This window comes from Limihaloglobus sulfuriphilus, from assembly GCF_001999965.1.
GTDB classification, from domain to species: domain Bacteria; phylum Planctomycetota; class Phycisphaerae; order Sedimentisphaerales; family Sedimentisphaeraceae; genus Limihaloglobus; species Limihaloglobus sulfuriphilus.
The window spans coordinates 3,663,290-3,689,853 of sequence record NZ_CP019646.1 but is presented as its reverse complement, the minus strand read 5'-3'; the positions used below and the strand labels follow the sequence as shown (position 1 = coordinate 3,689,853).

The 26,564-nt window shown below is 47.0% G+C and carries 17 protein-coding genes and 1 tRNA gene; 6 read left to right on the top strand and 12 right to left on the bottom strand.

Annotation, left to right across the window (positions count from 1 at the left end; genetic code table 11):
* Positions 1-44 precede the first annotated feature (44 nt).
* Positions 45-1,796 carry a sodium:solute symporter family transporter gene (locus tag SMSP2_RS14120; protein WP_146684669.1) on the bottom strand — a complete coding sequence of 584 codons (1,752 nt, stop codon included), beginning with the start codon at positions 1,794-1,796 and terminating at the stop codon, positions 45-47.
* A 458-nt stretch (positions 1,797-2,254) separates the two neighbouring features.
* Between SMSP2_RS14120 and SMSP2_RS14115 the strand changes: the two genes are divergently transcribed.
* Together SMSP2_RS14115 and SMSP2_RS14110 are read left to right on the top strand one after the other, a co-directional pair.
* Positions 2,255-6,268: a glycoside hydrolase family 97 N-terminal domain-containing protein gene (locus SMSP2_RS14115; protein WP_146684668.1), complete on the top strand. Its 4,014-nt coding sequence runs from the start codon at positions 2,255-2,257 to the stop codon at positions 6,266-6,268.
* Positions 6,269-6,278: 10 nt separating this feature from the next.
* Positions 6,279-7,676, top strand: a complete 1,398-nt coding sequence (locus tag SMSP2_RS14110) for an arylsulfatase (protein ID WP_146684667.1) — start codon at positions 6,279-6,281, stop codon at positions 7,674-7,676.
* Positions 7,677-7,684: 8 nt separating this feature from the next.
* Here the strand turns inward: SMSP2_RS14110 and SMSP2_RS14105 are convergent, their stop codons facing one another.
* From SMSP2_RS14105 to SMSP2_RS14090, 4 genes are all read right to left on the bottom strand, one after another.
* Positions 7,685-8,851, bottom strand: a complete 1,167-nt coding sequence (locus tag SMSP2_RS14105) for a uroporphyrinogen decarboxylase family protein (protein ID WP_146684666.1) — start codon at positions 8,849-8,851, stop codon at positions 7,685-7,687.
* Between the two features lie 23 nt (positions 8,852-8,874).
* Entirely contained in the window at positions 8,875-11,739 is a 2,865-nt protein-coding gene (locus SMSP2_RS14100) for a glycoside hydrolase family protein (RefSeq protein WP_146684665.1), read from the bottom strand.
* 549 nt (positions 11,740-12,288) lie between these two features.
* Positions 12,289-13,710 carry a DEAD/DEAH box helicase gene (locus SMSP2_RS14095; protein WP_146684664.1) on the bottom strand — a complete coding sequence of 474 codons (1,422 nt, stop codon included), beginning with the start codon at positions 13,708-13,710 and terminating at the stop codon, positions 12,289-12,291.
* A 567-nt stretch (positions 13,711-14,277) separates the two neighbouring features.
* A tRNA-Val gene (locus tag SMSP2_RS14090) sits at positions 14,278-14,351 on the bottom strand.
* A 121-nt stretch (positions 14,352-14,472) separates the two neighbouring features.
* Here SMSP2_RS14090 and SMSP2_RS14085 point away from each other — a divergent pair.
* Positions 14,473-15,786, top strand: coding sequence for a hypothetical protein (locus SMSP2_RS14085; RefSeq protein ID WP_146684663.1), 1,314 nt, complete (start codon positions 14,473-14,475; stop codon positions 15,784-15,786).
* 121 nt (positions 15,787-15,907) lie between these two features.
* Here SMSP2_RS14085 and scpB read toward each other — a convergent pair whose 3' ends face one another.
* The 5 genes from scpB to SMSP2_RS14060 form a co-directional block, all read right to left on the bottom strand.
* Positions 15,908-16,789, bottom strand: coding sequence for an SMC-Scp complex subunit ScpB (scpB, locus tag SMSP2_RS14080; protein WP_146684662.1), 882 nt, complete (start codon positions 16,787-16,789; stop codon positions 15,908-15,910).
* Positions 16,790-16,983: 194 nt separating this feature from the next.
* Positions 16,984-18,111: a sodium ion-translocating decarboxylase subunit beta gene (locus SMSP2_RS14075; protein WP_418287784.1), complete on the bottom strand. Its 1,128-nt coding sequence runs from the start codon at positions 18,109-18,111 to the stop codon at positions 16,984-16,986.
* A gap of 313 nt (positions 18,112-18,424) precedes the next feature.
* The gene (locus SMSP2_RS14070) at positions 18,425-20,230 is read right to left on the bottom strand and encodes a biotin/lipoyl-containing protein (RefSeq protein ID WP_146684661.1); all 1,806 of its coding nucleotides are present in this window, start codon (positions 20,228-20,230) and stop codon (positions 18,425-18,427) included.
* Between the two features lie 19 nt (positions 20,231-20,249).
* A complete protein-coding gene (locus SMSP2_RS14065) occupies positions 20,250-20,477 on the bottom strand; it encodes an OadG family transporter subunit (RefSeq protein ID WP_146684660.1) in 228 nt (75 codons plus the stop codon).
* Positions 20,478-20,689: 212 nt separating this feature from the next.
* Positions 20,690-21,085, bottom strand: a complete 396-nt coding sequence (locus tag SMSP2_RS14060) for a hypothetical protein (RefSeq protein WP_146684659.1) — start codon at positions 21,083-21,085, stop codon at positions 20,690-20,692.
* A gap of 420 nt (positions 21,086-21,505) precedes the next feature.
* Between SMSP2_RS14060 and SMSP2_RS14055 the strand changes: the two genes are divergently transcribed.
* Entirely contained in the window at positions 21,506-22,183 is a 678-nt protein-coding gene (locus SMSP2_RS14055; RefSeq protein WP_146684658.1) for a PEP-CTERM sorting domain-containing protein, read from the top strand.
* Between the two features lie 313 nt (positions 22,184-22,496).
* The gene (locus SMSP2_RS14050) at positions 22,497-23,087 is read left to right on the top strand and encodes a PEP-CTERM sorting domain-containing protein (RefSeq protein WP_186804756.1); all 591 of its coding nucleotides are present in this window, start codon (positions 22,497-22,499) and stop codon (positions 23,085-23,087) included.
* An 87-nt stretch (positions 23,088-23,174) separates the two neighbouring features.
* Here SMSP2_RS14050 and SMSP2_RS14045 read toward each other — a convergent pair whose 3' ends face one another.
* Both SMSP2_RS14045 and speB read right to left on the bottom strand, forming a co-directional pair.
* Positions 23,175-24,398, bottom strand: a complete 1,224-nt coding sequence (locus tag SMSP2_RS14045; protein ID WP_146684656.1) for a peptidase U32 family protein — start codon at positions 24,396-24,398, stop codon at positions 23,175-23,177.
* A 9-nt stretch (positions 24,399-24,407) separates the two neighbouring features.
* Entirely contained in the window at positions 24,408-25,259 is an 852-nt protein-coding gene (gene speB, locus SMSP2_RS14040) for an agmatinase (RefSeq protein WP_146684655.1), read from the bottom strand.
* A 284-nt stretch (positions 25,260-25,543) separates the two neighbouring features.
* On the opposite strand from speB, the gene amrS reads away from it, so the two are divergent.
* Positions 25,544-26,560, top strand: coding sequence for an AmmeMemoRadiSam system radical SAM enzyme (amrS, locus tag SMSP2_RS14035; protein ID WP_146684654.1), 1,017 nt, complete (start codon positions 25,544-25,546; stop codon positions 26,558-26,560).
* Positions 26,561-26,564: the final 4 nt, after the last annotated feature.

Sequence of the window (26,564 nt, the reverse complement as noted above, 5' to 3'; positions counted from 1 at the left end):
TGTATAAGTCTCTTTAGAAATAAGTCTAATATTTAATTATATACCTAAATATCGCTGCCTGCCAGTTCAAGTTTTGCCAATGCTTTCTTTCTGCTGAAATATGAATGCCAGGAAACAATCATTATCAAATAAAGAACACCAGCGAAAATCGATATAATCTTCCACTGATCGGGGTTTACAATAGCCAGGATAGTCATGATTAAACCAAAAAAGCCAACACAGCAGGCCACCACTAACGCCGGCAGCTCACTGACTACAGGTACCTTTACAATAATCTCTTCCTTGATTTTCGCAGCAACATTTTCATAACCTCTGCTCTTTGTGGTAACGGTCAATTCAAAATAAGTAAGAATAAGAACCGGCAGCAGCACTCCGAGAAAAACCTCGATATTCCTGTTGTTAGCCTGACAGAATTGAATCACTGAATCAAATCCTTCGATACCGGTAAACCAGCCGTTCTGAGAGAATCCAAATCTGTACAAGGCCCCAAGAGTAAAACAGATACCACCTGTAAACCAGACCGCTGAGGTATTGATCTTTTTACTGAAAAGCCCCCATATTGAAGGTGCAAGAAGAGGCCCGACTATCAGACTGGTAATACTCAAGATAACCTTCTCAGCACCGCCGAGATACGGAATCAGTATTGCAATTGTCACAAGAGCGGCTCCAAGCAGTATCGTCATAATACGCCCAACATTTACAAGCTGTCTTTCGACGGCGTCGGGCTTGAATATCCGGCAGTAGAAATCGCTGGTCAGCACGCCGGCAAAAACGTTCAACTGGGCACTCACCATACTCGCGGTAGCTGATACCATGGCGGCAAGAACCATTCCAAGCATACCTTCGGGCAGCACTGTCTGACAGGCAAGGATGTATGCCTCTTCAGGGTTAGCATCTGCATTCATGCCTTTATACAGCATTGGCGGCAGCATCCAGAGCCACGGGCTTATTACATATAGTATGCCAAACATCCATGCTGCCTTTTGCGAATCCCTGGGAGTCGGCACACAAATAAATCTCTGCACAAACGCCCATTCTGCTCCAACCATAAAGAAATGTATCGCACACCAGCCTGCAAGGAAGAACCAGGTAAATTCATTGTTGGTAGGTGAAAAGAATGAGTTGGGAACACTCTCCACAAAACCGGATACACCACCCATGTCCATAAAACACAACGGCACGACAAATATAACCGCAAGGTTGAGAACGATAAATTGCAATACATCAGCCATCAATACTGACCACAACCCGCCTGCCATGGTATAGAATACCATAAACGCACCAAACAGCACTATTGCCCAGTTAAGCGATAAATTACCTGTATCGCTGTCTCTCATAAAGTTACCCTCAGACAGCGGCATAAGTGCAGTCAAAAGTACTGCCAGAGAATACAAAGCTACTGCCACGCCCACCATGCGGTAAACAAGCATAGTCCAGGTATAGAAATTGATCGCTTTTTTGCCAAACCTGAGCTGAATGTATTGGGCAGGCGTTTTAACCCCCATGGTTCGCCATCTACCCGCTACAAAGAAGCCAACCAGTAAACCGGCGACACCGTAACACATGTTAATTGAAATAGCTACGATTCCATATTTATAAGCGATTCCGCCCCATACGACAAAGGTGCCGGCAGAAAACATGGTCATAAACCCGCTCAGCCCGGAAACCCACCAGGGCGACTGCCCGCCCGCAGCGAACATGTCCTTAGAACTCTTAACCTTACTGCCAAAAAAACCGCCAATCGCAAACACGCCAACGATATAGGCCAGTAAAACAGTATAATCCATACCTGTCATATTAGAATCTCCATTAAATCGCCATAATATAATAATTCGATATATTAACAGAAAGCCCCACCCAACAAACGCCAAATTACGCTAACATATCGCCAGTTTACGAACGTTTGAAGTCAACTACAGAAATTGCTGTGGTCTAAATAAGCATTTTCTAATACCAGACAGCGTCTTTAACCTAAAGATTTCAGCATGGGCAAAACAGGACGCGGCAACTGACATGGGCACCAGTTTCCTACACCATAAAAGACTATTGAACATATACTTACCAGATATGTCAGCCCGGAACATCTTTAAAAATCAGATTTCATAAACACTGCAAGGCTTCGCAAACAGGCTACATTTTAACGCTAATTGGCGTTTATGTTATTTTAAATTATGCTATTATTGTCAAAATTGTTTTTCCAGCGATAGTTTGATTTTTCTCATAAAATTACTTACTTTATTCTAAGGTTACCACGATGATAAAAAAAATCTGTATTCTGGTCTCACTGGTTTGTTTTAAGTTTGCCGCAGCTGAGCAGAGTGTCTATATATCAAGCCCTGATGGCAGCATTAAAGCAGAGGTATTTGTTGACCAATCGGGCCGATTAAGCTGCCAGGTACAATTTGAAGGCCAGACTGTAATAGAAAAATCCGATTTGGGAATAACAGTTGACGATATCGATTATGGAAGCGGGTTTGCTGTCGATTCAGTTAAAAGCAGTACATCTGACAATACATATAGCACCCGAGGTGTGCATTCATTCGCCCGGGACCACCACAATCAGCAAGAAATAACGTTAAAAAAAGGACTTACAACTTATAAGCTGCAGGCAAGGGCCTTTAACGACGGCTTTGCATACCGGTATATTATCAATGGAAATGGCAGCAGAACAGTAAAGGGTGAAACCTCGAGCTGGAAGATTACCCCGGATAGCAAGGTATGGTATTTCGAAAGGCCAAATTTTTATAAACTCAAAAGTTATGCAGGTTACTGGCTAAAGACAAATGCTGAAAACCTCCACAAGGTCTCACCCAAGGGCCCAATACAGGGACCGCCGCTGGTCGTGGAACTACCGGACAATAAAGGTTATATGCTCATTTCAGAGGCCGCTCTTTATAATTATAGCGGCATGAGGTTAAAGTCGCTGCCCGGGAGGATTGTTCAGGCCAACTTTACCGAAGGTTCTGCGGGCTTTAGAGTTGATGGAACTATTACCAGCCCCTGGAGAGCGGCTGTGATTGTAAAAGAGCTCAACGGACTTGTAAATAGCGATCTCATCAGCAATCTCAACCCGGATCCCGACCCAAAACTTTTCAGCGACACGAGTTATATCAAGCCCGGCAGAAGCGTCTGGCGCTGGATCACCCTTGGAACAGGCACCCCCGAAGAAGAAATGGATTTCGTTGATTATGCCGCTGAGCTTGGATTTGAATATACAATTGTTGACGATGGGTGGATATCCTGGGAAAACAACTGGGAAAATGCTGAAAAAATATGTGCTTACGCCCGCGAAAAATCGGTGGGAGTTTTTTTCTGGGCTAATTCAAACATGCTCGATAACCCCGAAGATAACTGGAAAGACATGCGGGATTTTATGGATAACCTTAAAAAGGCGGGGGCCGCGGGCGTAAAGATTGATTTTATGAATTCAGAATCAAAAAAGACTATCGATTTTGAAATAGCCGCATTGACAATTGCGGCACAAAGAAAACTTATGGTAAACTTCCACGGATGCCACAAGTCAACGGGCGAATCCAGAACATATCCTAACGAGATAACACGGGAAGGAATCCGAGGGCTTGAGCTGAACAGAATGGGGGAAGGCCCCGTCACAGCATCTCATAACGCCGCCCTGCCGTTTACCCGTTTTGCCGTGGGGCACGCCGATTACACCCCGCTGGGCTATCACCTTGCCGGCCCTACGACCTGGGCACATCAGCTTGCAACCGCAATACTTTTCACATCACCTATGCAGGTCATCTCTGAGAATCCCGACATCCTTTTACACGACAATAATGCCAAAAGAGCTCTTGACGTATTAATGGATATTCCGGCAGTCTGGGATGAGACTATCGTCCTGGACCAAAGTAAGATAGGCGTGCTGGCTATGTTTGCCAGAAAAAGAAACACTAAGTGGTTCTTAGCAGCGATTAACGGTAAAGAACAAAAACAGGAGCTTAAAGATATCTCCCTGTCCTTCCTTGAAGACGGTGTTAAGTATAAAGCTATTGTTATATCCAGCGGGAAACCTTTAATTCAGGCAGGAGTCTTCATACGTCAGGTTTTTAAGCGTCAGGAGTTTTCCGACATTACATCTAATAGTACGATTGATATTCCGCTTGATCCAAATGACGGTTACGTCGCCGAGTTTATCCCTGACGATCAGGCCGTTCATACTGTAAGAAATGGTAACTGCCATGTTAAGATCAACTCGGACGGTTTTAAATTCTGCTTTACAGACGGGCAAGAAAATATAACCGCACCGCCTCATTCTGTAAATGGTCTGCAGATTAACAGGCAGCCGGTTATAGAAGTAAACAAAAAAGATTCATCAGCCGGAGGATTCGATGTCTGCACTAAGGACGGTCAAAAGGCCGAGGTATATGTAACAATCAATGATGGAGTGGTGTGCTTTAAGGTTATTCCGGAAAACACCGGCATAAATGATGTTTCGATCTCTACAGGCGGAATGCCCGTGGCTCACGGATTGGGAGATGCCGGCGGTTACGGCCCTTCATCGTTTAATCTCGTTGAAGATCAGGCCAAGACATACAGTTTTCTCAATAACGGCGGAAGTAACAGATGGATCAGCACTTTTGCCGTTTTCCCTGAAAACAACCTTGCCGGAGTCTTTTTCGACGAGGGAGAGAAATATGTTACATTGTCAAAAGACCAGTACAGTATGGCAATAAAGACACAGGGGGCTGTTTCCTTCTACTATTTTTTGGGTGATATGCACACGATATACAAAAACTATCTCTCTCTGCGTAAGCAATATGGTTACGCAAATATTAAACCTAAATTCAGGTTATTTGAATTAGGCTGGGAGACCTGGGATGCCTTGAAATACAATACGAGCATCGATGCCGTTGAAGATGCGGTAGAGGAATTACTGAAAGAGGGTTATCCAATTCGCTGGCTGGTAACCGGCTCTGGATTCTGGGAAGAGGGAGGAACCACTACCAGCTTTGGGAAATTTGGAAAACAATTTCAGAACCATGAATATTTCAGAGTTTGGTTAAAGGAAAACAATTTGAAATGGCTGATCGGCTTTAGAAGCAATATGCTGCCCCCCGGCGGGCCGTATCCTTCAAACGTTAAGCCGGACGGAAGAGAGAAACCTCGTGAATTCAAAGGCAATCCCTTGTCGCAGTACGCCCTGGACAATGATTATTTCCTAAAGTCTCCTGAGGGGGAAGTGATAAAGATAGCATCACGTAATTACCCTCAAACAGACTGCTACATGATAGATGGACGAAAACCTGATGCTGCAGAATGGTTTATTGAACAATACGACAAATGGCGTGTTGACGGCATAAAAGAAGACACCATGATGAATATGGGCACATATTTTGATATTTTCAACGGGCCGAGTGCTTTGATTGCCGAACAAGGCGGACTGGTTATGGCACGTTGTGGAAGTTACAGCTCACCGGGAACATTACTCCGTATCAACGACACCTATGGAGCAAAGTCTATGCAGCGGCGCTGCCCTCTAAACTACATGCAATATGCCGCGTGCGGAGCACCTAATGTTTATTCAGACACAATTGGTTTCGGCAATATTGATAATGCCGAGAGTTCTATCCGGCATGGTTGGCTGATGTCAGTTACCGCGGGGTTGGCAATGGGGAAAATCCCGCCGGATACGTGGACTGCTGAGCAAAAGAATACGTTTAAGAAGATGGTGAACTTCCATTATGCCCTTGCCCCATACATGTATGATGCTGCCATAAAATCCTATGACACGGGTTATCCATACACATTAACGCCCCTGAGCATTGCATACCCTGAAGACAAAGAGACCTCGAAGCTGGAACATTATCAATGGATGGTTGGTGAATCTGTCTTGGCTGCCCCTCTGGTTAAGAATTATAAATCATGTAAGCTTGATCTCTATTTACCCGAAGGGGTCTGGTTCGATTATGACAGCGGAGAAAAATTTGTCGGCCCTGTTACGCTGAGTGACTTCAAAATGCCCCTCGAGAAAACCCCCTGTTTCGTTGGCGGCAGAGGGATAGTAATTCTTAGAGAATCAGACGAATCTCCGTTAAAGGTGAAGATATATCCAATAGCAAGGGAGCAGACAGAGTTTACATTTAATTACCCTGACGGCGTTTCTCAAAGCATTATTGAGTTAAAAGCCCTGGATAATAAGATAACTGTTATTGATTCAGCAGCGGGCAGCATCATCCCATTTGAAGTGGATGCTCTAACAGGTGCGATTTCATTTGACATTCAGCCCGGACATAACTATAAACTCAAGTAGGACCTATACCATGAACAGACGTAATTTCCTCAAAAGTATCGGAATCGCTTCAACCGCTTTATTACTTAACTCATGCGTATCTCCGATGAAGAAGGCAGCCAAAAGACCTAATATCATCTATATCCTTGCCGATGACCTGGGCTGGGGCGATCTGAGCTGTTACGGGCAAAGCAAGTTTGAAACACCGAATATTGACCGCCTTGCTGCAGAAGGGATGAAGTTCACCCGGCACTACTCGGGCAGCACAGTATGCGCACCGTCACGGTGCAGCCTCATGACCGGCCTGCACACAGGGCACACGGTTGTCCGGGGAAACAAGGAGATCGAGCCCGAGGGGCAGTCCCCTATGCCGGCAGATACGGTTACAATTCCCAGGCTTCTCAAGACTGCCGGTTACAGAACCGGCATGTTCGGCAAATGGGGGCTTGGCGCCCCGGGTTCGGCAAGCGACCCTGCTGAACATTTCGATGAATTTTACGGCTATAACTGCCAGAGGCAATCCCATACTTTCTACCCGGATCACCTCTGGCACAACCGTGACAAGATAGAGCTTGACGGCAAAACATACTCGCACGATCTTATAATGGAGGCTGCAAAGAATTTCATTCGATCCGGCAGCAGTACTCCTTTTTTCTGTTATATACCGGTAACAATACCCCATGCCGCAATGCACGCTCCCAAAGGCCTGCATGACAAATACCGAAAAAAGTTTCCGCAATTCGAGGATAAAATTGGCAGATACCGCGGCCCTGAGGTGCAAAACCCGGTAGCGGCTTTCGCGGCAATGGTAGAGCACCTCGACAATGGTGCAGGTGAAATACTCGCATTGCTCAAAGAGCTTGACATTGATCATAACACGCTCATAATTTTTACCAGTGACAACGGCCCGCACCAGTCAGGAGGACACGACCCTGTTTTCTTTGACAGCAACGGACCGCTCAGGGGATACAAACGCGACCTCTACGAAGGCGGTATCCGCGTGCCAATGATCGCACGCCTTCCCGGGACAATAAAACCCGGCTCACTGACAGACCATATCTCAGCATTCTGGGATGTCATGCCGACCCTCTGCCAGATTGCTGATATCGACACACCCGGGGACACTGACGGCATATCATTCCTGCCCACCCTGCTCGGCAGCAAACAGCAGCCCCGGCATAAATACCTGTACTGGGAATTCCATGAACGCGGCGGAAAACAGGCTGTGTGTATGGGAAGATGGAAAGCAATCCGGCTTGACGTAAATAAGAATCCTGATTCCCCTATAGAGCTCTACGACCTCGAAGCAGACCTTGGCGAAGAGAATAACATAGCAGATAATCATCCGGATATTGTCGCAAAAATGTCAGAGATCATGAAAACAGCAAGGACATACAACGCCGACTGGCAGTTATTCAAAAAGCAGTGAACGTCTCTTTACTGCTGCCGCGGATAGTTCCATGCGGTTTCCATAAAGGTAATGTAATTTTCGATCATCTGCCGGGGCAGGGGCTCGAGAAACGGCCCCGCTGTCGGCGATAAGATGAAGCGTCTGCCTCTGCATTCATCAAGTACGGAATTTATCGCGGCGGCCATCTGATTTTTTGAAAATGACCGAAAATCATCATATTGAATGTTGCCAATAAGTGTAACATTATCACCAAGCTCTTTGTAGGCCTGCGTTAATGTGCAATTGCCAATTGGAGGAGCTTCAATTGTATGTATCGCATCGGCTCCCATATACGAAAACTCACTTAAAACCTCTCGTATCTGCCCGTGATAATGCTGAATTACCTTTTTGCCATAACTGTGTATCATATCAATCAGCTCTTTATCATAATCAACGATCCAATTCCTGAACGTTTCGCGGCTGACTAAAGGCGGAGACGCCAGCTCAGTCCCAACTAAAAAATAAATATCAGCCAAATCATTTTCCAGGCTCCACTTATAGATAATCCTAAGGCGCTGCATGTTTCTGTCGAGAAAATCTTTTACAAGCTCTTTTTGTGTTATTGACCACAAAGAATACTCCTCCAGATTGGCCCCGGCATAAAGTGGAATAATCGGCTCGCCAAGATCAAGCATCATTGAACCATATTTCTTTGGAAACTCCTGCTTTTCTTTCTGATACTCCGGCAGGCGGGTTTCAAGTTCGCGGCGAATTCGCCTTTCATCGGTCTCAACCGGCAGTGAACAGAAAAACTCCAGATCAGAATCTGAATTTATCGGTTTTTTGATCCGGCTTCCCGATTCGCACATATGCTGTTCCTCAAAGATAGATCTGCCCCTGTACACAATATGCTCTCTAAGGATTTTAGCACCGTCCTGCTCAAAAACCTCGCTTCTGTAGCTGACTTCAGGGGTAAACAGCGGTATTGAGTTTTTTCGTACACTTAGAAGCCGGGCATCCGATGGTATCCCCAGGTTTCGGCGATTGAGCATGAGAGCATATTTCTTTGAAGCGTCAAATATCGGCTTATAATCAGGATAATTCCTGACATCAACATAGTAGTGGCTGGGATGATACGGAAACAGCAGCCATACCGGCACACGATCAGTAGCCTTGCCCTCTAAACAAGCAAATAATCGTTCTCGCGCTGTCATTTCCGAGGCCACGTCTGAATTTCCTATTTGAACAATTCGACTGTTTCTGACGCCGTTTCTTTACCGTCATTGCCGGTTCCGACGATCTTGAATGAAAACCGTTCTGCGTCAGCATTGATCGGCACAGTAAATTCCCACGGGAATGCCTCATCAACGATCTGCTGCCGGCCGTCTCCCAGCTCGTAAACCAGCTCGACGCGGGTGAAATCCTTTTTGCTGTCTTTGAGATGAACATAAACGGTCTTGGCAACCTTACCAAGGTTAAGAACCATCGCACGGCCCGCAGGGTCTTCGAACTCGGCAAAGCCTTTGCTCCAGGCCTTCTCTTCGGTCGCTCCCATAACCTTATACTGAAAACGTGAAGCAATATCCACACCTTCAACAGTGATTGCGGTAATGCCCTTAGGAGCAATCTCTATCGAGAGGTTATTTCCAGTCATTTCGCCGCGTTGTGTTTTCTCGCTGCCCTTGCGGGTATGTATTTTGTAGCTTCCCTGCGGGATTAACTCATTATTAAGCGACACCTGTGCCGTCACGGGTTCGAATGACTCATTCATAAACGCAAGATACAGTCGGTTTTCCCCGCGGGCTGCGATATAATTAACTTCGACATTGTCAATCTTGAGCAAACCCTTGGGCATCCAGAGGATCGCATCGTCATTGTTATAGAAGCTGCCGGGTTGAGTTCCGTAAAACTTGTTCTGCAGATAAGCGTATCCTTCGATGAACTTGGACGGGAACCGAATCGCCCCGTCAGAACGTACCATCGCCTCGGTTACCAGGTAATCAACCAGCATGGACATCATCGGCCAGATATGATTGTAATGGAAAGAATTAACACTCAATTCTTTATGCTCTCTAAGCGGATAGTCCGCCTTCTCGTATGCCGTTGTTCGGGCAGTATTCATATGGTAGCCGGGGAAGTTGCAGTATCTGCCCAAAATCGCCGACCGACCGATCTCACTCAAATAGGGATCATCTGCATAATAGCCGATCCGTATCAGCCAGGGTGCGTAATTGGCCATAAAAATGGCCCTGTGCCCGGAACAGGTTACGGAAGATTCAGGTGTCAAACCCATTGAAGAGAGCCGCCATGCGGGAACTGTTTCTTCCGGAATAGACATCTGCTTGTGACCCTTGCTTTTTAAATACCAGTACAAAGGTGCCTTTCCGCCTTCGTTAACAAGAATATCCTTGTCGGGAATAGCCGGACACATCCATGTAAATTGTGTAAATTGGCGGGCTCCTTTGTGAGCCGCATTCAGATATTTTCTCTCACCTGTTACTTCATACAGTTCGAGCAAATCTATAAAATTCGGCACAAATGCCGTCCAGAAAAACGGACTTGGCGAATCGGGATCTTTGAAATCTGTTTGCGGGCTATCAATCCGGCGTTGGATATAGTTATCGGCACCTTTAACAGCCAAATCTAAATATTGCTTATCACCGCCGGCCAGATACATAAACAACGCATTATCCCAGCTCCTTCCGGTTTCGGCGTCATCGAGATTACGAACTCGCGATGAGTTGAATTCCTTTTCCGCCAGTTTCAGGAACGCCGGTGTGCCGCGTTCAAAAATGGTATGAAGCGAAGTCAGCTCTGATATCGGGGCACAAGGTCCTTCCAGTGTGTAAGAGGGGCTTTGGATTTTCTGCTTTTCATCTACTGTAAAAAGGAATTTTTTTCGTGAAAGCATATATTCTATGTAAGGATAGGCGCGGCGATTGAAAATATCTTCATTGTCCGTAATGATTGCCAGTTCCAGCGGATTAAGCGATGACACATTTTTAACAGTTCCCGGCGCATCAGTATCATAACTGCATCCCTTTTGATCTTCCAGAAAACGGCTCCAGTGACTCATGCCGTAATCAACCATGTTTTCAAGTGTCTGGTTGAGTGAGCATATCGCATTTGTTCGATAGTCCCTGAATCCGTACATGCTGCGGGCAATATGCTCAAAAGCGACCGTCGAATCACCCTTTACGATCACCGGCCGCATCGTGAATGTAAAACGCTCTCCAGAATCCATCTTGGAATCTTTACCGCCGAGTACCGGTGCAAACAGCATCGGCTGAGCCAGATGTTCCTTGTTGTGAACTGCCACACCAAACCGGGAATTATCCATTAGAGGCAATTCTTCAAAAGGGAAATCTTCCGGATCAGCAACTACGCCTAATGTTACACCATCTTTGGTGATGAACGTCGAGGGGACAGTGCATCTATAAGCCAGGGTCATAATACTTGTATTTGGAAAACGCTTTTCCTGCCAGAGCATGGACTGAAATATTTCATCAAGTTCGTCCATTTCATACTGAGGCGCACCCACATAACCGACAGAATAATATCCACCTTTTTTCGGCGTAAAAGTGTATCGGATAACCGGCGGCTCTTGCCCCGCAGGCAAGGCCATGATCACGCTAAGCTCAAAAGCAGGATGATCTGCAAACGTGTACTTGAATCCCTTTTGTGAGGCCTGTACACTTTTTGCATTTATATAGATCCGCGGCGATGCATTGAACAGATTGGCGGTTCGATTGCTGTTGGATGCCTCCAGAATACGGGGATCAAATCCGTCTCCAACTGAAATATTACTCTTGCCGGTATCAACTACTTCTGATGATTGTTCCAGGGCTTTATTTTCCCAGGTAGTCGTATTATAACTTACAGGATCGGTCCAACCTTTACGCAGGCCTAACTTAGGGTTAACATCTGAGTAGAGAACGCAGAATGAAAGATCGAATGTCCATTCACCACCCTCTTTGTGCGTGATCAGAACTGTATCTTTATCAACCGTTCGTATTGAATAGACTTGGTTTTCTAACTTATCGGCACCAAAAACGGCAAACGTTAAAATCTGTATAGCAAGAGTAAATAATATTTTTTTCATAGTCAGTTGTTCCTTTTTCCATATAGGTTTAAAAGCTCTTTTGTTCAACATCGCCGCACCTGATATTACATGCGTCTAATTCTATATATTCTAACTTCACCACATGACTTTCAGCTAAATAAATGTTGAGATATTATAATACCGGCATTCACTTAAATTATCCGAAAAGCACAATTAAACAACGCCATTTTGCGGTTAATTGTAGCCAATTTACGAAACAAGAAGCAAGTTATCATTTCTATGGTTAAACCTGAATTCCTCAATTATTGTTATGCGTGTAGCACTTTTTGCGGGATAATATTGTCGTTGGAAGCTCTACGATTGCTTTGCCGATAAACATAGATTAAAATCATCATAAACCACTTCAAAATAATATTTAACATTACAATAAAATGTTACACACACATTATCGGCGGCAAAAAAAAACAGCACCCCTGGCGGCATGTAAACCGCCCGGACGCTGTCAAAAAATCCAATTTAACCCGATAATTGAGAAATTCGGGCTAAACTCTTGCTGTTTTAGTGTTTATCTCACTCGCAGTTTCAGGCTCAATCACTTTTTTGTGAATCTTTACGGGGTTTTCTGCGGCGTTTTTTGTTCTGATTCTGGTTTGAGCTGTCCTGTTTACCGCCTCCCTGAGAATTGGAGGCTGATTTTGGTTTCCGCCGGCGGGAGTTTTTCTTCTTGTCGCCGGATTGGCTTGATTCGCTTTTTGCAGACCGGCTGTCTCCGCGGGAATCTCTTCGCCGGCCGGAGCCGCCCTTGCCGCGTGAACGCTGTCCGCCCTGCCTGGAGTCACTTCTGGGCCCTCGCGGCAATCTCGGCGGAGCGGCCTGTTCATTATCAAAATCCGGATAGAGCATTGGCTCAAGATATTTGTCAGTATATTTTTCAATTCGGCTAAGCTCGGGACCTTCCTCTTCTGTAACAAGCGTTATCGCGTCGCCGGTTGCCTCTGCCCTGCCGGTACGACCGATTCGGTGGACATAATCCTCGGGGTGTTTTGGCACGTCATAGTTTATCACATGGCTGATGCCCTCGACATCAATACCGCGTGCCGCGATGTCAGTGGCTACCATAATCTGGTACCTGCCCGCTTTGAAACCCTCCAGCGCTTTGAGCCGCTGGGATTGTGTGCGGTTGGAGTGTATCGCGATGGTGTTAAAGCCCTCTCGCTGCAGGTTGCGTGTTATTCGGTCTGCGCCATGCTTGGTACGCGAGAAGATAAGAACTGTTTCCATCTTTTCTGTGTTGAGCATATGCTTTAAAAGCACAGGTTTAAGCTGCTTACGGACAAAATACACCCTCTGGTTGATCGTCTCGATGGGGTTTCTTTTCTTGCCGACAACTATGGTCAGCGGATCCTTCTGGATTCCGCCGGCGAGCCGGTCAATATCATCAGATATCGTAGCGGAAAAAAGAAGAGTCTGGCGGCTCTTTGGAACGCTGCGGACTATTTTCTGGACGTCTTTTATAAAACCCATATCAAACATACGGTCCGCCTCATCAAGCACAAGCACCTCTACATCTGAGAGACTGACACTCTTGCGGTCCATATGGTCAAGCAGCCTGCCAGGCGTAGCAACAAGTATATCTATCCCCCGCTTCAGTGCCTGAAGCTGGCTGCCCATCTTGGAACCGCCGTAAACGGTAAGTGCACGGATATCCAGATAACGGCCGTAATCCTGTATGCAGCCCTCAATCTGCAGGGCCAGCTCACGTGTCGGGGTGAGTATAAGTGCCTTTGGGTTGCGGTGTTTTGCAGGCGGGTCCATTAATTCCAGACGGTGAAGTATCGGCAGTACAAACGCCGCGGTTTTGCCGGTTCCGGTCTGTGCACATGCAATCAAATCGCGGCCTTCAAGTGCGGCGGGAATTGCTTCGGATTGTATTTTGGTGGGGGCGGAGTAACCTGTAGCCAGGATTCCCCGTACAAGCGGGTCTGAAAGACCTAAAGATTTAAACGGCATATATTACCTTAAAATAAACATAAAACTTTACGCAAAAACAAATTGACTAAAAAATGAAATTCGCCGATTCAGGCTGTATATAGACCTGTTTTTGCCTCATCAAAACACAATTATAATATAATCACCTGTTATTACAAGTTTTATTATTCAACAATATTTTTTTCTACGCCCTGTCCCCTGCCGTCAGGTTACGGACTTCCCTCTTGTCCGCAAGTGCATTCACGGCACCAGGATAGATGAATCGGTGGCGATAATTGACATTGACGGCGAGAGCGAGAGACGTGTTAATATAAGATTAAGAATTAGCAATGGCAAAAAACTAAAAAGGGGTCAGACACCCTTTTTTAATTTTATTTTGTAAGTTGTTGTTGTTACATATCTTCTATATTAAAACAGATGAGGTAAAACGCTATCCTAACACCGCGAAGGATGGAGCAGAATTAAATAGAAACGATCAGAAACAAGATGCTCAGGACGGCGATGTACAGTGAGCCTAAGTGCCGGAAATTGCAGTAACCTACAAAAGCAAAACCCCTTGCAACTGCTTTAGTAACAAGGGGCTGCGAGTGGGCGGTATTGGACTTGAACCAACGACCTTCTGGATGTCGACCAGACGCTCTAGCCAACTGAGCTAACCGCCCGGGAGATACGTAATTTAGCGGGCAGGGACAAAAAATCAAGGTTAATTTGATATTTTTTGTTAAATGATTAAACTTAGTCTGGTTTTTGAATTTTCCAATAATGCAGAAAGTATGGTGAGTTATGTTTAACGCCGGCACAAGTATTCTCAGAAGAAACCTCATAACGGCATCGGCGGCGGCAGCGGCCGGCGCGGCGGTTTGCAAAGCAGCTCCCCCGGAGTCTCGCGGCGGCATCGCAGGCCTAAGGCCGGCAGGCGATTTCGGGCTCAAGAGCTCCAACACGCCGGCCCGGAACAAAACTGCGCTGCAGTCGGCTATCGACTGGTCGGCCGAGATTGGCGGCACAGTGCTTATCGAACCCACTGACGAGCCCTGCACTGTTGAATCGGGCGTACAGCTTCGAATGAATGCCTCGCTTGTCGGACTCAGCACGACAGTTCCCCGCGGCACGCAACATCCGTCAAAACCTCAGCCCCTCGGCAGTGTACTCAGGATCGAAGACGCACAAAAGCCGTTTATAACCGTCGAGACCGCCACGCAGATTGCCGGCATACAATTCTGGTACCCACGGCAGACACTGCTTGACCCGTCAAAAATAATAGAATACCCGCCGACAATCTCCAGCGATAAGTCCAAACCCGTTCAGGGCGTTACGATGCAGGATCTGACATTCTTCGGCGAATACCAGAGCTTCGACTTCACGGCCGACAGAGAAAACGTTACCGAGCTGATGCGGTTTGAGCATTGTTTCGGCTATCCTCTCAGCGGCAGATTCATCGAGATAGACTACTGCTACGATATTCCGCGTCTTCTGCACTGCCACGTCAACCCCGCCATTCGCCGGTTCATCGACGGCCAGTACAGCCGGGCGGTAGTTGACAGCGTCATCAAACGCGGCACATACGCCTATTCGATAGACCACACAGACAATGCCCAGCTGATGGACATCTTCACATTCGGCACATGGGGCGGCATACGGCTCGGACCCGCCACCTACGGCCAGCTTACCAACTTCAATCTCGACTGCGTCGCCGTCGGCATACACAAAACCGGCGACAGCCAGTTCAACCGCAACTGGCAGATCGCCCAGGGCTCGATAATCGCCAACGCCGGCAAGACGGTACAGGATAACCACCCGATTATAATCGACGGCGAAGGCCACACCGCTCTGAGCGCCGTTGAATCATTCTCCGGCAGCAACGCGGCACTATCTACCCCAAGCGTGGATTATCGCGGCACAAAATTGCCTCTTAGCAATGAGTACCTTCTGGTAAACGGCGATAAGCCGCTTACGGTATCGATGTTCGGCTGCCGCATGTCAAACTACTACGCCGACAAGCCGGTTATCGTAAACAATCCCAACGCACAAATAACCGCTTACGGCTGTTTCCACCGCCGCGGCCGCGAGGATTGGATTAAGCCTTTTGAAATCTAACAGAGGGTTATGTTTGCCGGTACCGGCGTTATAAAGCTATGCTTAGCAGTCACTTGCCGCCACACACAATAAAAAGCATCACACACCTGGAGGTCTAACAACAGCTTCTGTGATCTGAGAATTATGTGCCGGGATTTTTTAGGTCTTCAACCTTGGGCAGATCTTTGATGGAACTAAGCCCGAAGACCTCGAGGAATTTTTTGGTAGTCCCATACAGCATTGGCCGCCCTACAACCTCTGCCCTGCCGGTAATCTTGACAAGACCCTTTGTCATCAGGCTGCGTATCATCTCCCCGGAAGATACGCCGCGAATCGCCTCAACATCAGCCCTGATTATCGGCTGTTTATAGGCCACTATCGCCAGCGTTTCGAGTGCCGCCTGGGTGAGTTTTGTTTCACTGCGTACGTTCACCAGTTTCAGCAGCCAGTGCTTATATACCGGATGCGTGAGCATCTGGTAGCCCCCTGCGATTTTTTCTATCCTGAACGCGCTGTTGCAGTTTTCATACCTCTCGTTGAGCATCTCAACAGCGGCTCTTACATCATTGGCGATACTTATATCAGCAACACTCATCAGCTTTTGCAGTGTTACAGGCTCATCAGAAGCGAAGAGAATCGCCTCTACTACAGATGCTATTTCCGGGCGGGGATAGTCATTCTCGCCAAAATCTTCATCAAGCCCGTGACTCCAGGGACGCACCTCGGAGGCGGGGCCTTCCTGCTGATTTTCGTCTGAATCCTCGGCCGGGGCCCCGTCCAGAGAATCCTCACTGCCCTGATCAGCAATTGAGAGCTCTGATTCTATCCGGCAGTCATCAGAAGAATCGGTTTGGGCTTCATTGTCCGCCAAAACTTCGTTCTCGTCAGAATCAACCTCCCGGGCAGGTATATTCAGGTCTTCTATCTGCTCATTCCGGCTCTCGGGGCTATCTTGAGCGGCAATCTGAGAATCTTCGGATTCAGAAGCCTTATCTTTTTCATAACCTTTGGGTTCTTCCTGCATATTTTACAGCCTTAACAAAATAATATCTTAAAAAGAAATATTATATATTATTTGCCCGGGATTAAAAGCCTCTAATTGGCGGCTTTAGTTGGCATTTATAAAAAAACACAAGGGCCGGTTTTGGGCCGACCCTCGTGGTGTTGTATTTAATCAGCAGTGTTTTCATCTAAACCTGCTCTCTAAAACTGTGTTTATTATCCGCACAGTGCAAGCAGAACACCCGCGGCAACCGCAGAACCAATCACGCCCGCCACGTTGGGGCCCATTGCGTGCATCAGCAGGAAGTTATTCGGGTTAGACTCAAGACCGACCTTATTGGCAACTCTGGCTGCCATCGGCACGGCTGAGACGCCGGCAGAACCGATTAACGGATTGATCTGCTCCTTGCTCAGCTTGTTCATCAGTTTCGCAAGCAGGATACCGGTTGCAGTTCCTATACCGAAAGCGATAATACCAAGCAGCAGGATTCCTACAGTCTGCCAGTTAAGGAACTTGTCATAAGCAAGTTTTGAACCTACTGCAAGCCCGAGCATAATGGTAACAATATTTATCAATGAATTCTGCATGGTTTCGGAGAGTCTGTTGACTACGCCGCACTCTTTACAGAGGTTGCCGAACATCAATGCACCAATCAGCGGACACGCCGACGGAAGCAAAAACGCGCAAAGACCGAGAACAACCAGCGGGAATACAATCTTCTCAACCTTGCTGACGTGCCTGAGCTGTTTCATCTCGATCATGCGTTCTTCTTTGCTTGTGAGAAGTCTCATGATCGGCGGCTGAATCACCGGCACAAGCGCCATATATGAGTAGGCCGCCACGGCGATAGCTCCAAGCAGATCCGGCGCAAGCCTGCCCGCCAGGAAAATGGCCGTCGGGCCGTCCGCACCTCCGATTATGCCGATCGCGGCAGCATCCTGAATAGAGAAGCCAAGCGGGGTTACAGCAAGTGCCCCCAGCAGTGTCGCGAAGATGCCGAACTGGGCCGCGGCACCGAGAAGCGCGGTTTTGGGGTTGGCAATCAGCGGACCGAAATCAGTCATCGCACCAACACCCATGAATATCAGCAGCGGGAAAAGCCCCGTCTTTACACCCATATCGTATATGATATACAGGAATCCGTCAGGGTTGCCCGGAAGCCCCGGCTCAGCAATACCCGCCATTGGAATATTTGCCAGAATACAGCCGAAACCTATCGGAACCAGCAGCAGCGGCTCAAAGCCTTTTCGGATCGCCAGAAACAGCAGAACAAGACCAACAAGAATCATTATAACCTGACTTAGCCCCACAGGCAGAAAACCTTTCTGCGGCTCAGTCTCCATCAGCTCTGTCTCACGCTCTTTGGCAATGAGGTAGTCTCTTTCTTTTTCCTGCTGGGTTTGCGGGTTTACGAACCTGTAAAGGCCGGTCTGTTTCCAGAGCTCTTTCAATTTTCCGCCAAACGATGACTGTTGATCGCTGCTAAGCCCTTCAACCTCATCTGCCTGGCCCGTCATAATTTTCATATCCGCGGTTTCCGGAGCCTCTGCCGCGAACAGTGTCGCGGAAAAACCCGTCAGCAGCACTAAAACAAGCATTGCCCGGAAAGTACAGATGTTTGATAATGTATTTATATTCACGGAAATACCACCTAACTTATAAATTGATCTCTACAAGAACCTGATCCGCGGTAACCTGGTCACCGACCTTTACGGGGATTTGCTCGATAGTTCCCGAGACCATAGCCTTGACCTCGGTTTCCATCTTCATCGCCTCAAGGATCATGATTGTCTGGCCGCTTTCAACCGAATCGCCTTCGCTGACGAGAATCTTGATAACGGAGCCGGGCAGTTTGGCTTTGACTGTATCTGTCTGGCCGGTAGCGTTTGAGCCCTTGCCGTTGTCTTCATAATCGCACTCTGAAGCCTCATAGTTGTAGGTCTTGCCGTTTACTACGGCCTGTGAGCCTTTGAGGGTTACCTTGTAGTTCTTGTTATCGATTTTTACATTGAAGCAGTTTGCATCAGAAGAGCCTGTGGAGGCCTTTTTCTCAGCTGCATTTTTACGAACACCAACCTTGGCCTCACCCTTAAGGAACTGAATACCTTTGTCTTTGCAGGTTGCCGCGATGAAGATGTTCTCTTCGCTGAGGTCTGTAATACCGTTATCTTTAAGCAGCTTCTTAGCTACTTCTACACCCTTAGTCGGGTCTTCGTCGTTTATCTGACGCGGGTCTTTAGTCGTCGGCTCAAGGCCAAGCTGCTCGGAGGCGATCTTGACGATCTCAGGATCCGGCTCGATCGGTGTCTTGCCGAAGTAGCCCAGAACCATCTTGCCGTAGCCGTCGGCGATCTTTTCCCATTTGCCGAACATTACATTGTTAAACGCCTGCTGGAAATAGAACTGCGATACCGGCGTAACTGATGTGCCGAAACCGCCCCTGCGGACTACTTCGCTCATCGCCCTGATGCAGTCGGGGTATTTATCCATTAGGTTGTTATCACGCATCATCTGGGTATTTGCCGTAAGAGCGCCGCCGGGCATTGGTGACCAGGGTATCATCGGCTCTACCATCTTCGCCTCCGGCGGAATGAAGTATTCTTTCATGCAGTCCTTGAATACTTCTTCTGCCTTGAGAAGTTTGTCAATATCAATTCCCAGATCAAAATCTGTGCCGCGTAGTGCGTGCCACATTGTTGCGATATCGGTCTGAGCCGTGCCGCCGGAGCATGGAGCCATCGACAAATCCACACCGTCAGCGCCGCCCTCAAGTGCCGCCTTGTAGCAGGTAACGCCGCAGCCGGCAGTTTCATGAGTATGGAAACGCAGCTGAACCTCTGAAGGGAGAATCTTTTTCGCTGCAGTAATAGTCTCATAAACCTTTTTAGGAACTGATGTTCCCGACGCGTCTTTGAAGCATACAGAATCAAATTCAACATCCGCAGCGAGTATCTGCTTGAGGATATCAATATAAAACTCTGCTGTGTGTGCACCCTCACATCCGGGGGGCAGCTCCATCATTGTTACACTGATTTCATGGCGAAGACCGTGATTCTTTATGCACTGACCGCTGTAAACCAGGTTGTTGACATCATTTAAGGCATCAAAGTTTCGAATTGTCGTTATGCCGTGCTTCTTGAACATCTTCGCGTGCAAATCAATCACGTCAGAGGACTGTGACTCAAGACCTACGACGTTGATGCCGCGGGCAAGTGTTTGCAGGTTTGCATCCGGCCCGGCTGTCTGACGGAACTGGTCCATCATATCAAAAGCGTTTTCATTACAGTAGAAGAAAAGCGACTGGAAACGCGCCCCGCCGCCTGCCTCGAAGTGAGTAATGCCGGCTTCTTTGGTTGCCTCGACTGCCGGGAGGAAATCTTTTGTGAATACACGAGCACCGAAAACGGACTGGAAGCCGTCACGGAAAGCTGTTATCATTACATCGATATCTTTTTTAGCCATAAGGGTTTACCTTTCTAATCTATTTGTTTGCCTGGGCTCTTGCTGCCGCAATGACCGCAGCTATTATTGAATTGTCAGCACCGCCGCCAGATTGTGCCGGCTGCTCTTCCGGGAAATACTTGGCCAGTCTTTTCAAAACAGCCGCGGAGATGTTCATGGCAAACACCATCAACACCAGAAAGCAGAACACTACTATCATGCCCGCCGCCATTAACTGAAGACCTTCTACAAAGAGGTTATCATTCACGTCTATCTCCGTGTCTTAACAGTATTTACATTATTTTCCGCAAATGGGCATCTGCAGGGATACACTTTCCCTATGATAACCCATTGTCTTGTTTGAACGTATTAAAAGGATTTTTACCGTTGAGTCAACCGGTATTGTGAAGTTTTATTGAAAAAAAGCGGCATAAGCTGTTTATCCTATGCCGCTGATGATTGTTTATTGTCAGGTTTTTATCATTCTTCTTTCATTGCGGCTTCGGCTTCACTATAGCCGCATTTGGGGCACCTGTCATACCAATCCTTGGTATTGTTATAGTTAGGAATGAAAACATGCTCGCATTGCGGACATTGCATACCTATTATTGCTTCCTTTTTGCCGCATTCTTTGCACTCATACTTGGGCACAGACATCATCATCGGGTCCATCATCGGCTGGTCAGCCATCTGCTGTTGCAGCTCTTTTGTACTCATTTCAAAGGTAGCTCCGCACGATGTGCATACCAGGTGCTGCGCCTCAGCGAGCCCGTCACCGCCGCCGCCTCCAAATTGCTTGTACATTATAAACCCTGCAAATCCAAGACATACCACGACAATAGCTATCATGAAAACCTGCTTTTTGGATTCTTCCATTTTATACGACCTTTCAGAAAAATGTTATAATTTCAAAATCTTAAAGTAGTTATATGATAATAAATACGCATTATTCTTGCAATTGTTTTCTCAACCCAGGGCTGATTTTACATAAAATCTTTACTAAAAAGACTTTAAAAATTAACAAAGCCCGCTGTCTTACACTTTTAACGCCATTTGAAACATCTGCCGCGACGGCAGCTGCCCGGCACACGGAAAAATGTCGCACACCTTTGAATATTATTTTAAATTTGTTCTTGACAAAACACCGTTTATTTTCTATAAGTAGTATCATAAAGATTGTTTTCGGGAAAGAGAAAGAGAGATGCTAGTGGTAACATCCCTTATTTCCCCACATTTTGCTATTTGTTAGCGTATTTTCAGCGTTAATAAAGTGTATTTAAGCAAGGAGAAATTGCTATGAGAAAGATTTTTGGGATTCTAACTGTAATTAGTGTTTTTACTTTGGTTTCAGGTGCAGGCGCTGCAATCATGACCTATAACACGCAAAGCTCTTATGCCAGTACGACCTATCAGGTCATAATGGGCGATGAAACTGGTTCTGACTCGGATAACGCTATTGGTTTTGTGCCGTTTGTCGGCTACGCAAATGTTTCCTCACAAGACGGCCTTACCTACGCAAGCTCCACTGTAGGCGGCAGCTTCAATGATGACCTGCTTTCAGCTTCAGCTAACATTGAGGCCACATCAACGGCCTCAAGCTCCACAACATCTAACGCCGACGGTGCTATAAACTTCGAAATGACTCTCAGCCAGAGTGCTACAATATTCTTTGACGGCTCAATCAACTCAACTGCTAATGCTTCTGCACAAGTGAAAATCCGAAAGGCCGATTATTCAGAAACATACGACATTGCTTTGAGCGATTGGGGACAGACAGATGTGTACAAAGCAGTCAATGAATCGATAGTTTTACCTGCCGGCGTTTACCGTGTTGATATCTACAGCAGCACTACAAACTTAGACGGCGGAACAGAATCAGCGGGTTTTGATTTGACAATGACAGTAGTTCCAGAACCGGCTACCATGATGATTATGGCAGCGGGAATGCTGGGACTGCTCAGAAAACGCAGCTAAAATCGAAAAGGCTTAAACGCCTGTTTACCAACAATTTAAGTAATTAGATATACACAAGACGAGGTCATTAAACGGGCTTCGTCTTTTTTTTTCATTTTCCTGTTGACATTTTTGAGAATATTCGTAAATTTACGGCGTATTTTTTGGGAAATATGGGATAGAGATGCGAATCGTTTGCGTTTCATTCCAACTTAGCTCTTGCAGCTATTATTAAACAGGGAAATTAAAAACCGAGGGAAAAATGAGAAAATCAGCAATTGCCGCAGCATTTGTAGTCACTTTAATCTGCACTTTAACTTCAGGGGCTGCCTTAATGACTTACAATCAGCAGGCATCTTACACGTCCGTATCAACTAATGCCGGTTTATGGCAAGACGGCAGGGATGATGCTGTGGGGTTTGATCCATTCAACAGCTCATTAAGTCTTTCATCTGCGGATGAGTTAACATCAGCCGATTCTACATTGGATGTTTCTTTTAACGATGACCAGGTTATCTCACTGGGACAAATAAGCACAACAACCACAGCAAGCTCCTCAGCAAGTTCATATAGTGTAGTTGATTTCAATATAACTTTGAGCGAAGACGCGACAGTTAGCATAACCGGCACAATGAGTTCAACCTTACATGCCTCGACAGAAATCATAGTGTATGATTCAGGCAACAATTGGAAAATATATGCATCAAGCCTGTTATCCGATAGTCATAACAATCTACCTGTAAATGAATCGGTTGAACTATCTGCCGGTAATTACCGTGTATTTTTCAGATCGTTTGACGAAAATTACAGCAATAATCAAACATACTCAGCAGGTTTTGATTTGACAATGACAGTAGTTCCTGAACCGGCTACAATGATGATTATGGCGGCGGGAATGCTGGGACTGCTCAGAAAACGCAGCTAAAATCGAAAAGGCTTAAACGACTGTTTACCAACAATTTAAGTAATTAGATATACACAAGACGAGGTCTTTAAACGGGCTTCGTCTTTTTTATTTGTTTAACCTTCGCAGAATCGTAAATTCGGGCAGCTGCTCACCTATGGCGACTTTCTGCTCGTTGTTGGCAAATTCCAGCTCTCTGCCGGCATCGTCAAACAGCGGATGCGGCAGTTGAATCTGTTCAACAGATCCGTCCGGTTTGAGAACTTCGAGTGCCTCGCCGGCATGAACCTTGTTGCGAACACGGAAAAGCCGGCTGCCGTTGTATATTTCGTTTTCGCCGAGAACATTACCCACAAACGTCGCTGAGCTGCCGGAATGGTTGTCCCCGAGCTGATAATCGTCCGGCGTAACAGAGCCCTTTATAAAACCCGTGCTGTAGCCGCGGTTTTTCACTCTGGCAAGCAGCTCTTCGATACGTTCTTTGCTCAGGGCTTTGCCGTCTATAATCTGGCGGTAGAGCGAGACAACAGAGCCTATATAGTGTATAGACTTCATACGCCCCTCGACCTTGAACGAATCAACTCCGGCTCGCATAAGCTCCGGTATATATTCAAAAAGTGCAAGATCTTTTGAGTTAAAAAGATACAGCCCCCTCTCGTCCTCAAACACAGGGTGATACTCGCCGGGCCGCTCTTCTTCTACAACGCTGTATTTCCACCTGCACGGATGTGTACATTCTCCGCGGTTGGCGCGCCGGCCGGTGAGATAATCACTGATCGCGCATCTACCCGAGTATGAAAAACACACAGCACCGTGCACAAAGACCTCGGTCTCGATACCGCTGCCCGCCAGAGCGGCCTGTATCGACTGTATCTGCTCCAGCGAGAGCTCTCTTGCCAGGTTTACCCGGGCGGCGCCGAGCTCTTGATACGCACGCACAGTCTGGAGGCTCAGCGTGTTTGCCTGTGTGCTTATGTGAATTGCGGCATTGAGGTTGAGCTTTTTCAGCTCAAATAGAACGCCCAGATCCGCGACAATAAACGCATCAACGCCTATTTCGTCATACTTCCGGGCTGTCTTGCGGATTTCATCGTATTCGTCAGAAAACGGGTAACAGTTAAGCGTGACGTAGCCTTTTTTACCTCTGGCGTGGAGGTAGTTTACACAGTCCTGGACAACCTCGTCGGAAAAATCCCCCGCAAAGCTGCGAAGGCTGAATTTGCCGCCGAAATACACAGCGTCAGCGCCATACTCAACCGCCCACTTCAGTTTCTCGAAATTGCCTGCCGGTGCCAGCAGTTCAGGTTTATTCTTGTCTCTCTTCTCTGACATGGATAGAAGTTACAGCTCGAATTTGTAAGTTATCATCTTATAAAGCAGTTTCGCCGCGAGAAAATCAGGTGCCTTGTTCACTGGATTAGGGCACAGCTCGGATATATCCATACCGACAATGTTGCTGTTTTGTGCGATTGCTCTCAGTGCCTCAAGAGCAGTGTACCAGCCGATGCCGCCCGGCTCGGGTGTGCCGGTTGAGGGCATAATCCCGACATCGAGGCAGTCAAGGTCAAAAGTTACATAAACATTTTCTGAAAGGAGACTTACCATCCTGTCTATCCATGCGGTATTGTTGTAGATGTCTTTGGCAAGAAAAATAGATTCAAAATCTGCCGAGCCCTTTTCTTCTACGTCCATACTGCGGATCCCAATCTGAACAACCGGCCCCAGTTCGCGGCCGCGTGCCATAACACAGGCGTGGTTGTATTCAGAGCCGTGATACTCGTCTCGCAGGTCGCTATGAGCGTCAAACTGCACAATCGTCGCTTCCGGGTGCTTCTCGCAGTGAGCCATCATGGCACCAATGCTTATCGAATGCTCTCCACCGATGCACACACAAAACTTATCATCCGCCATATGCTCACGAACCCTGTCGTAAACAGCCTGCACCATCTCTTCGGGCCTGATAAAACCGCGTATAGGGTGGTCGGTATATATGCCGCGTTTGTAAACCTCCGAATCGGTTTCGATGTCATAAAACTCAAGATTTTTAGACGCCTCCAGCAGAGCCGAGGGGCCCTTTTCTGAACCCTTAATCCAGGTGCTTGTGTGGTCATACTCCACCGGCAGGATCACTATCTTTGATTTTTCGCAGGAGGTGAACTCTGGTTCAAAATCTCCAAATTCTGCATATGCCATAAAATTACCGCTTTAAATGGGATTCAAGATTTCTCTAAATGAAATTAACTATTATCAGCATTATACAGGCGGCAGCAGCAACATTGTAGAGAAAATTCACGAATTTTCTCATAACTGCCCCGAAAGTGCTTACTTCATTGAGTTTACAGCCGCTAAAGTCCGGGACCGTGTGCGGCAGCGAGCGTCGCGGCGGCCGTGAGCTTTACTTCTTAAAAATTATCGCACACTGGAAAAAATGAGCTGATATGTTATAATGAGTTTATTATAAAATGAAGGTGACCAAAATGAAAGAAGCATATCTATACGAAAAAAACAAAGACGGTTCTGTAAAGTGTCATCTGTGCGGGTTTAAGTGCGTTATAGCACCCGGCAAAAAGGGCCGCTGCGGCCAGCGTATGAACATCGGCAATGAACTCGTTTCTCTAAATTATGACCGGCTCTGCTCCGCCGCCGCGGATCCGATAGAAAAAAAACCGCTTTATCATTTCAAACCGGGCAGCGAGGCGTTTTCAATCGCCGCACCAGGCTGCAATTTCAGGTGTAAATTCTGCCAGAACTGGCAGATCAGCCAGAGCGATTATATTGATCAGGATGACGCCCCAAAAGACGGGCCAACACCCGATCAGATTGTAAATGCCGCTCTGCAAAGCGGCTGCGAAAGCATAGCATACACCTACACCGAGCCGACCATTTTTTATGAGCTTGCAAAGGATACCGCACACATAGCCAAAAAAAGAGGTCTCTATAACATCTTTGTCAGCAACGGTTACATGAGCGATATGGCAATAGATGACTTTGCCGGCTGGCTTGACGCGATAAATATCGACTTAAAGGCCTTTACAAACGATTTTTACAAAGACTTCTGCGCTGCACAGCTTGAGCCGGTACTCGATTCTATAAGATATATCAAAAAAAATACAGACATCTGGATCGAACTCACCACGCTTATAATCCCCGGCGTGAATGACGGCGAGGAAGAGTTAAAAAAACTCTGCGAGTTTATCGCCGAAGAGGTCTCACCCGAAACACCCTGGCACGTCAGCGCGTTCCACCCATGCTACCAGATGTATGATGTGCCGCCGACGCCGCGGGAAACTATAATAAAAGCCTGCCAGACAGGTCAGGAAGCCGGACTCAAATACATATACCCGGGCAACATACGTCTTGACCACAGCCCAGACACCAAATGCCCCCAGTGCGGCAGGACTCTTATTGAGCGGGACAACTGGACCATCAACTCAAATGACATAGAAAACGGTAAATGCCCGCATTGCGGCGCAGCTATCGCCGGCATCTGGTAGAAAT

Bases quoted from the DNA above. Each gene is read 5' to 3' on its own strand.
- SMSP2_RS14120 (WP_146684669.1), bottom strand. From the start codon at position 1,796: ATGACAGGTATGGATTATACTGTTTTACTGGCCTATATCGTTGGCGTG.
- SMSP2_RS14115 (WP_146684668.1), top strand. From the start codon at position 2,255: ATGATAAAAAAAATCTGTATTCTGGTCTCACTGGTTTGTTTTAAGTTT.
- SMSP2_RS14110 (WP_146684667.1), top strand. From the start codon at position 6,279: ATGAACAGACGTAATTTCCTCAAAAGTATCGGAATCGCTTCAACCGCT.
- SMSP2_RS14105 (WP_146684666.1), bottom strand. From the start codon at position 8,851: ATGACAGCGCGAGAACGATTATTTGCTTGTTTAGAGGGCAAGGCTACT.
- SMSP2_RS14100 (WP_146684665.1), bottom strand. From the start codon at position 11,739: ATGAAAAAAATATTATTTACTCTTGCTATACAGATTTTAACGTTTGCC.
- SMSP2_RS14095 (WP_146684664.1), bottom strand. From the start codon at position 13,710: ATGCCGTTTAAATCTTTAGGTCTTTCAGACCCGCTTGTACGGGGAATC.
- SMSP2_RS14085 (WP_146684663.1), top strand. From the start codon at position 14,473: ATGTTTAACGCCGGCACAAGTATTCTCAGAAGAAACCTCATAACGGCA.
- scpB (WP_146684662.1), bottom strand. From the start codon at position 16,789: ATGCAGGAAGAACCCAAAGGTTATGAAAAAGATAAGGCTTCTGAATCC.
- SMSP2_RS14075 (WP_418287784.1), bottom strand. From the start codon at position 18,111: ATGGAGACTGAGCCGCAGAAAGGTTTTCTGCCTGTGGGGCTAAGTCAG.
- SMSP2_RS14070 (WP_146684661.1), bottom strand. From the start codon at position 20,230: ATGGCTAAAAAAGATATCGATGTAATGATAACAGCTTTCCGTGACGGC.
- SMSP2_RS14060 (WP_146684659.1), bottom strand. From the start codon at position 21,085: ATGGAAGAATCCAAAAAGCAGGTTTTCATGATAGCTATTGTCGTGGTA.
- SMSP2_RS14055 (WP_146684658.1), top strand. From the start codon at position 21,506: ATGAGAAAGATTTTTGGGATTCTAACTGTAATTAGTGTTTTTACTTTG.
- SMSP2_RS14050 (WP_186804756.1), top strand. From the start codon at position 22,497: ATGACTTACAATCAGCAGGCATCTTACACGTCCGTATCAACTAATGCC.
- SMSP2_RS14045 (WP_146684656.1), bottom strand. From the start codon at position 24,398: ATGTCAGAGAAGAGAGACAAGAATAAACCTGAACTGCTGGCACCGGCA.
- speB (WP_146684655.1), bottom strand. From the start codon at position 25,259: ATGGCATATGCAGAATTTGGAGATTTTGAACCAGAGTTCACCTCCTGC.
- amrS (WP_146684654.1), top strand. From the start codon at position 25,544: ATGAAAGAAGCATATCTATACGAAAAAAACAAAGACGGTTCTGTAAAG.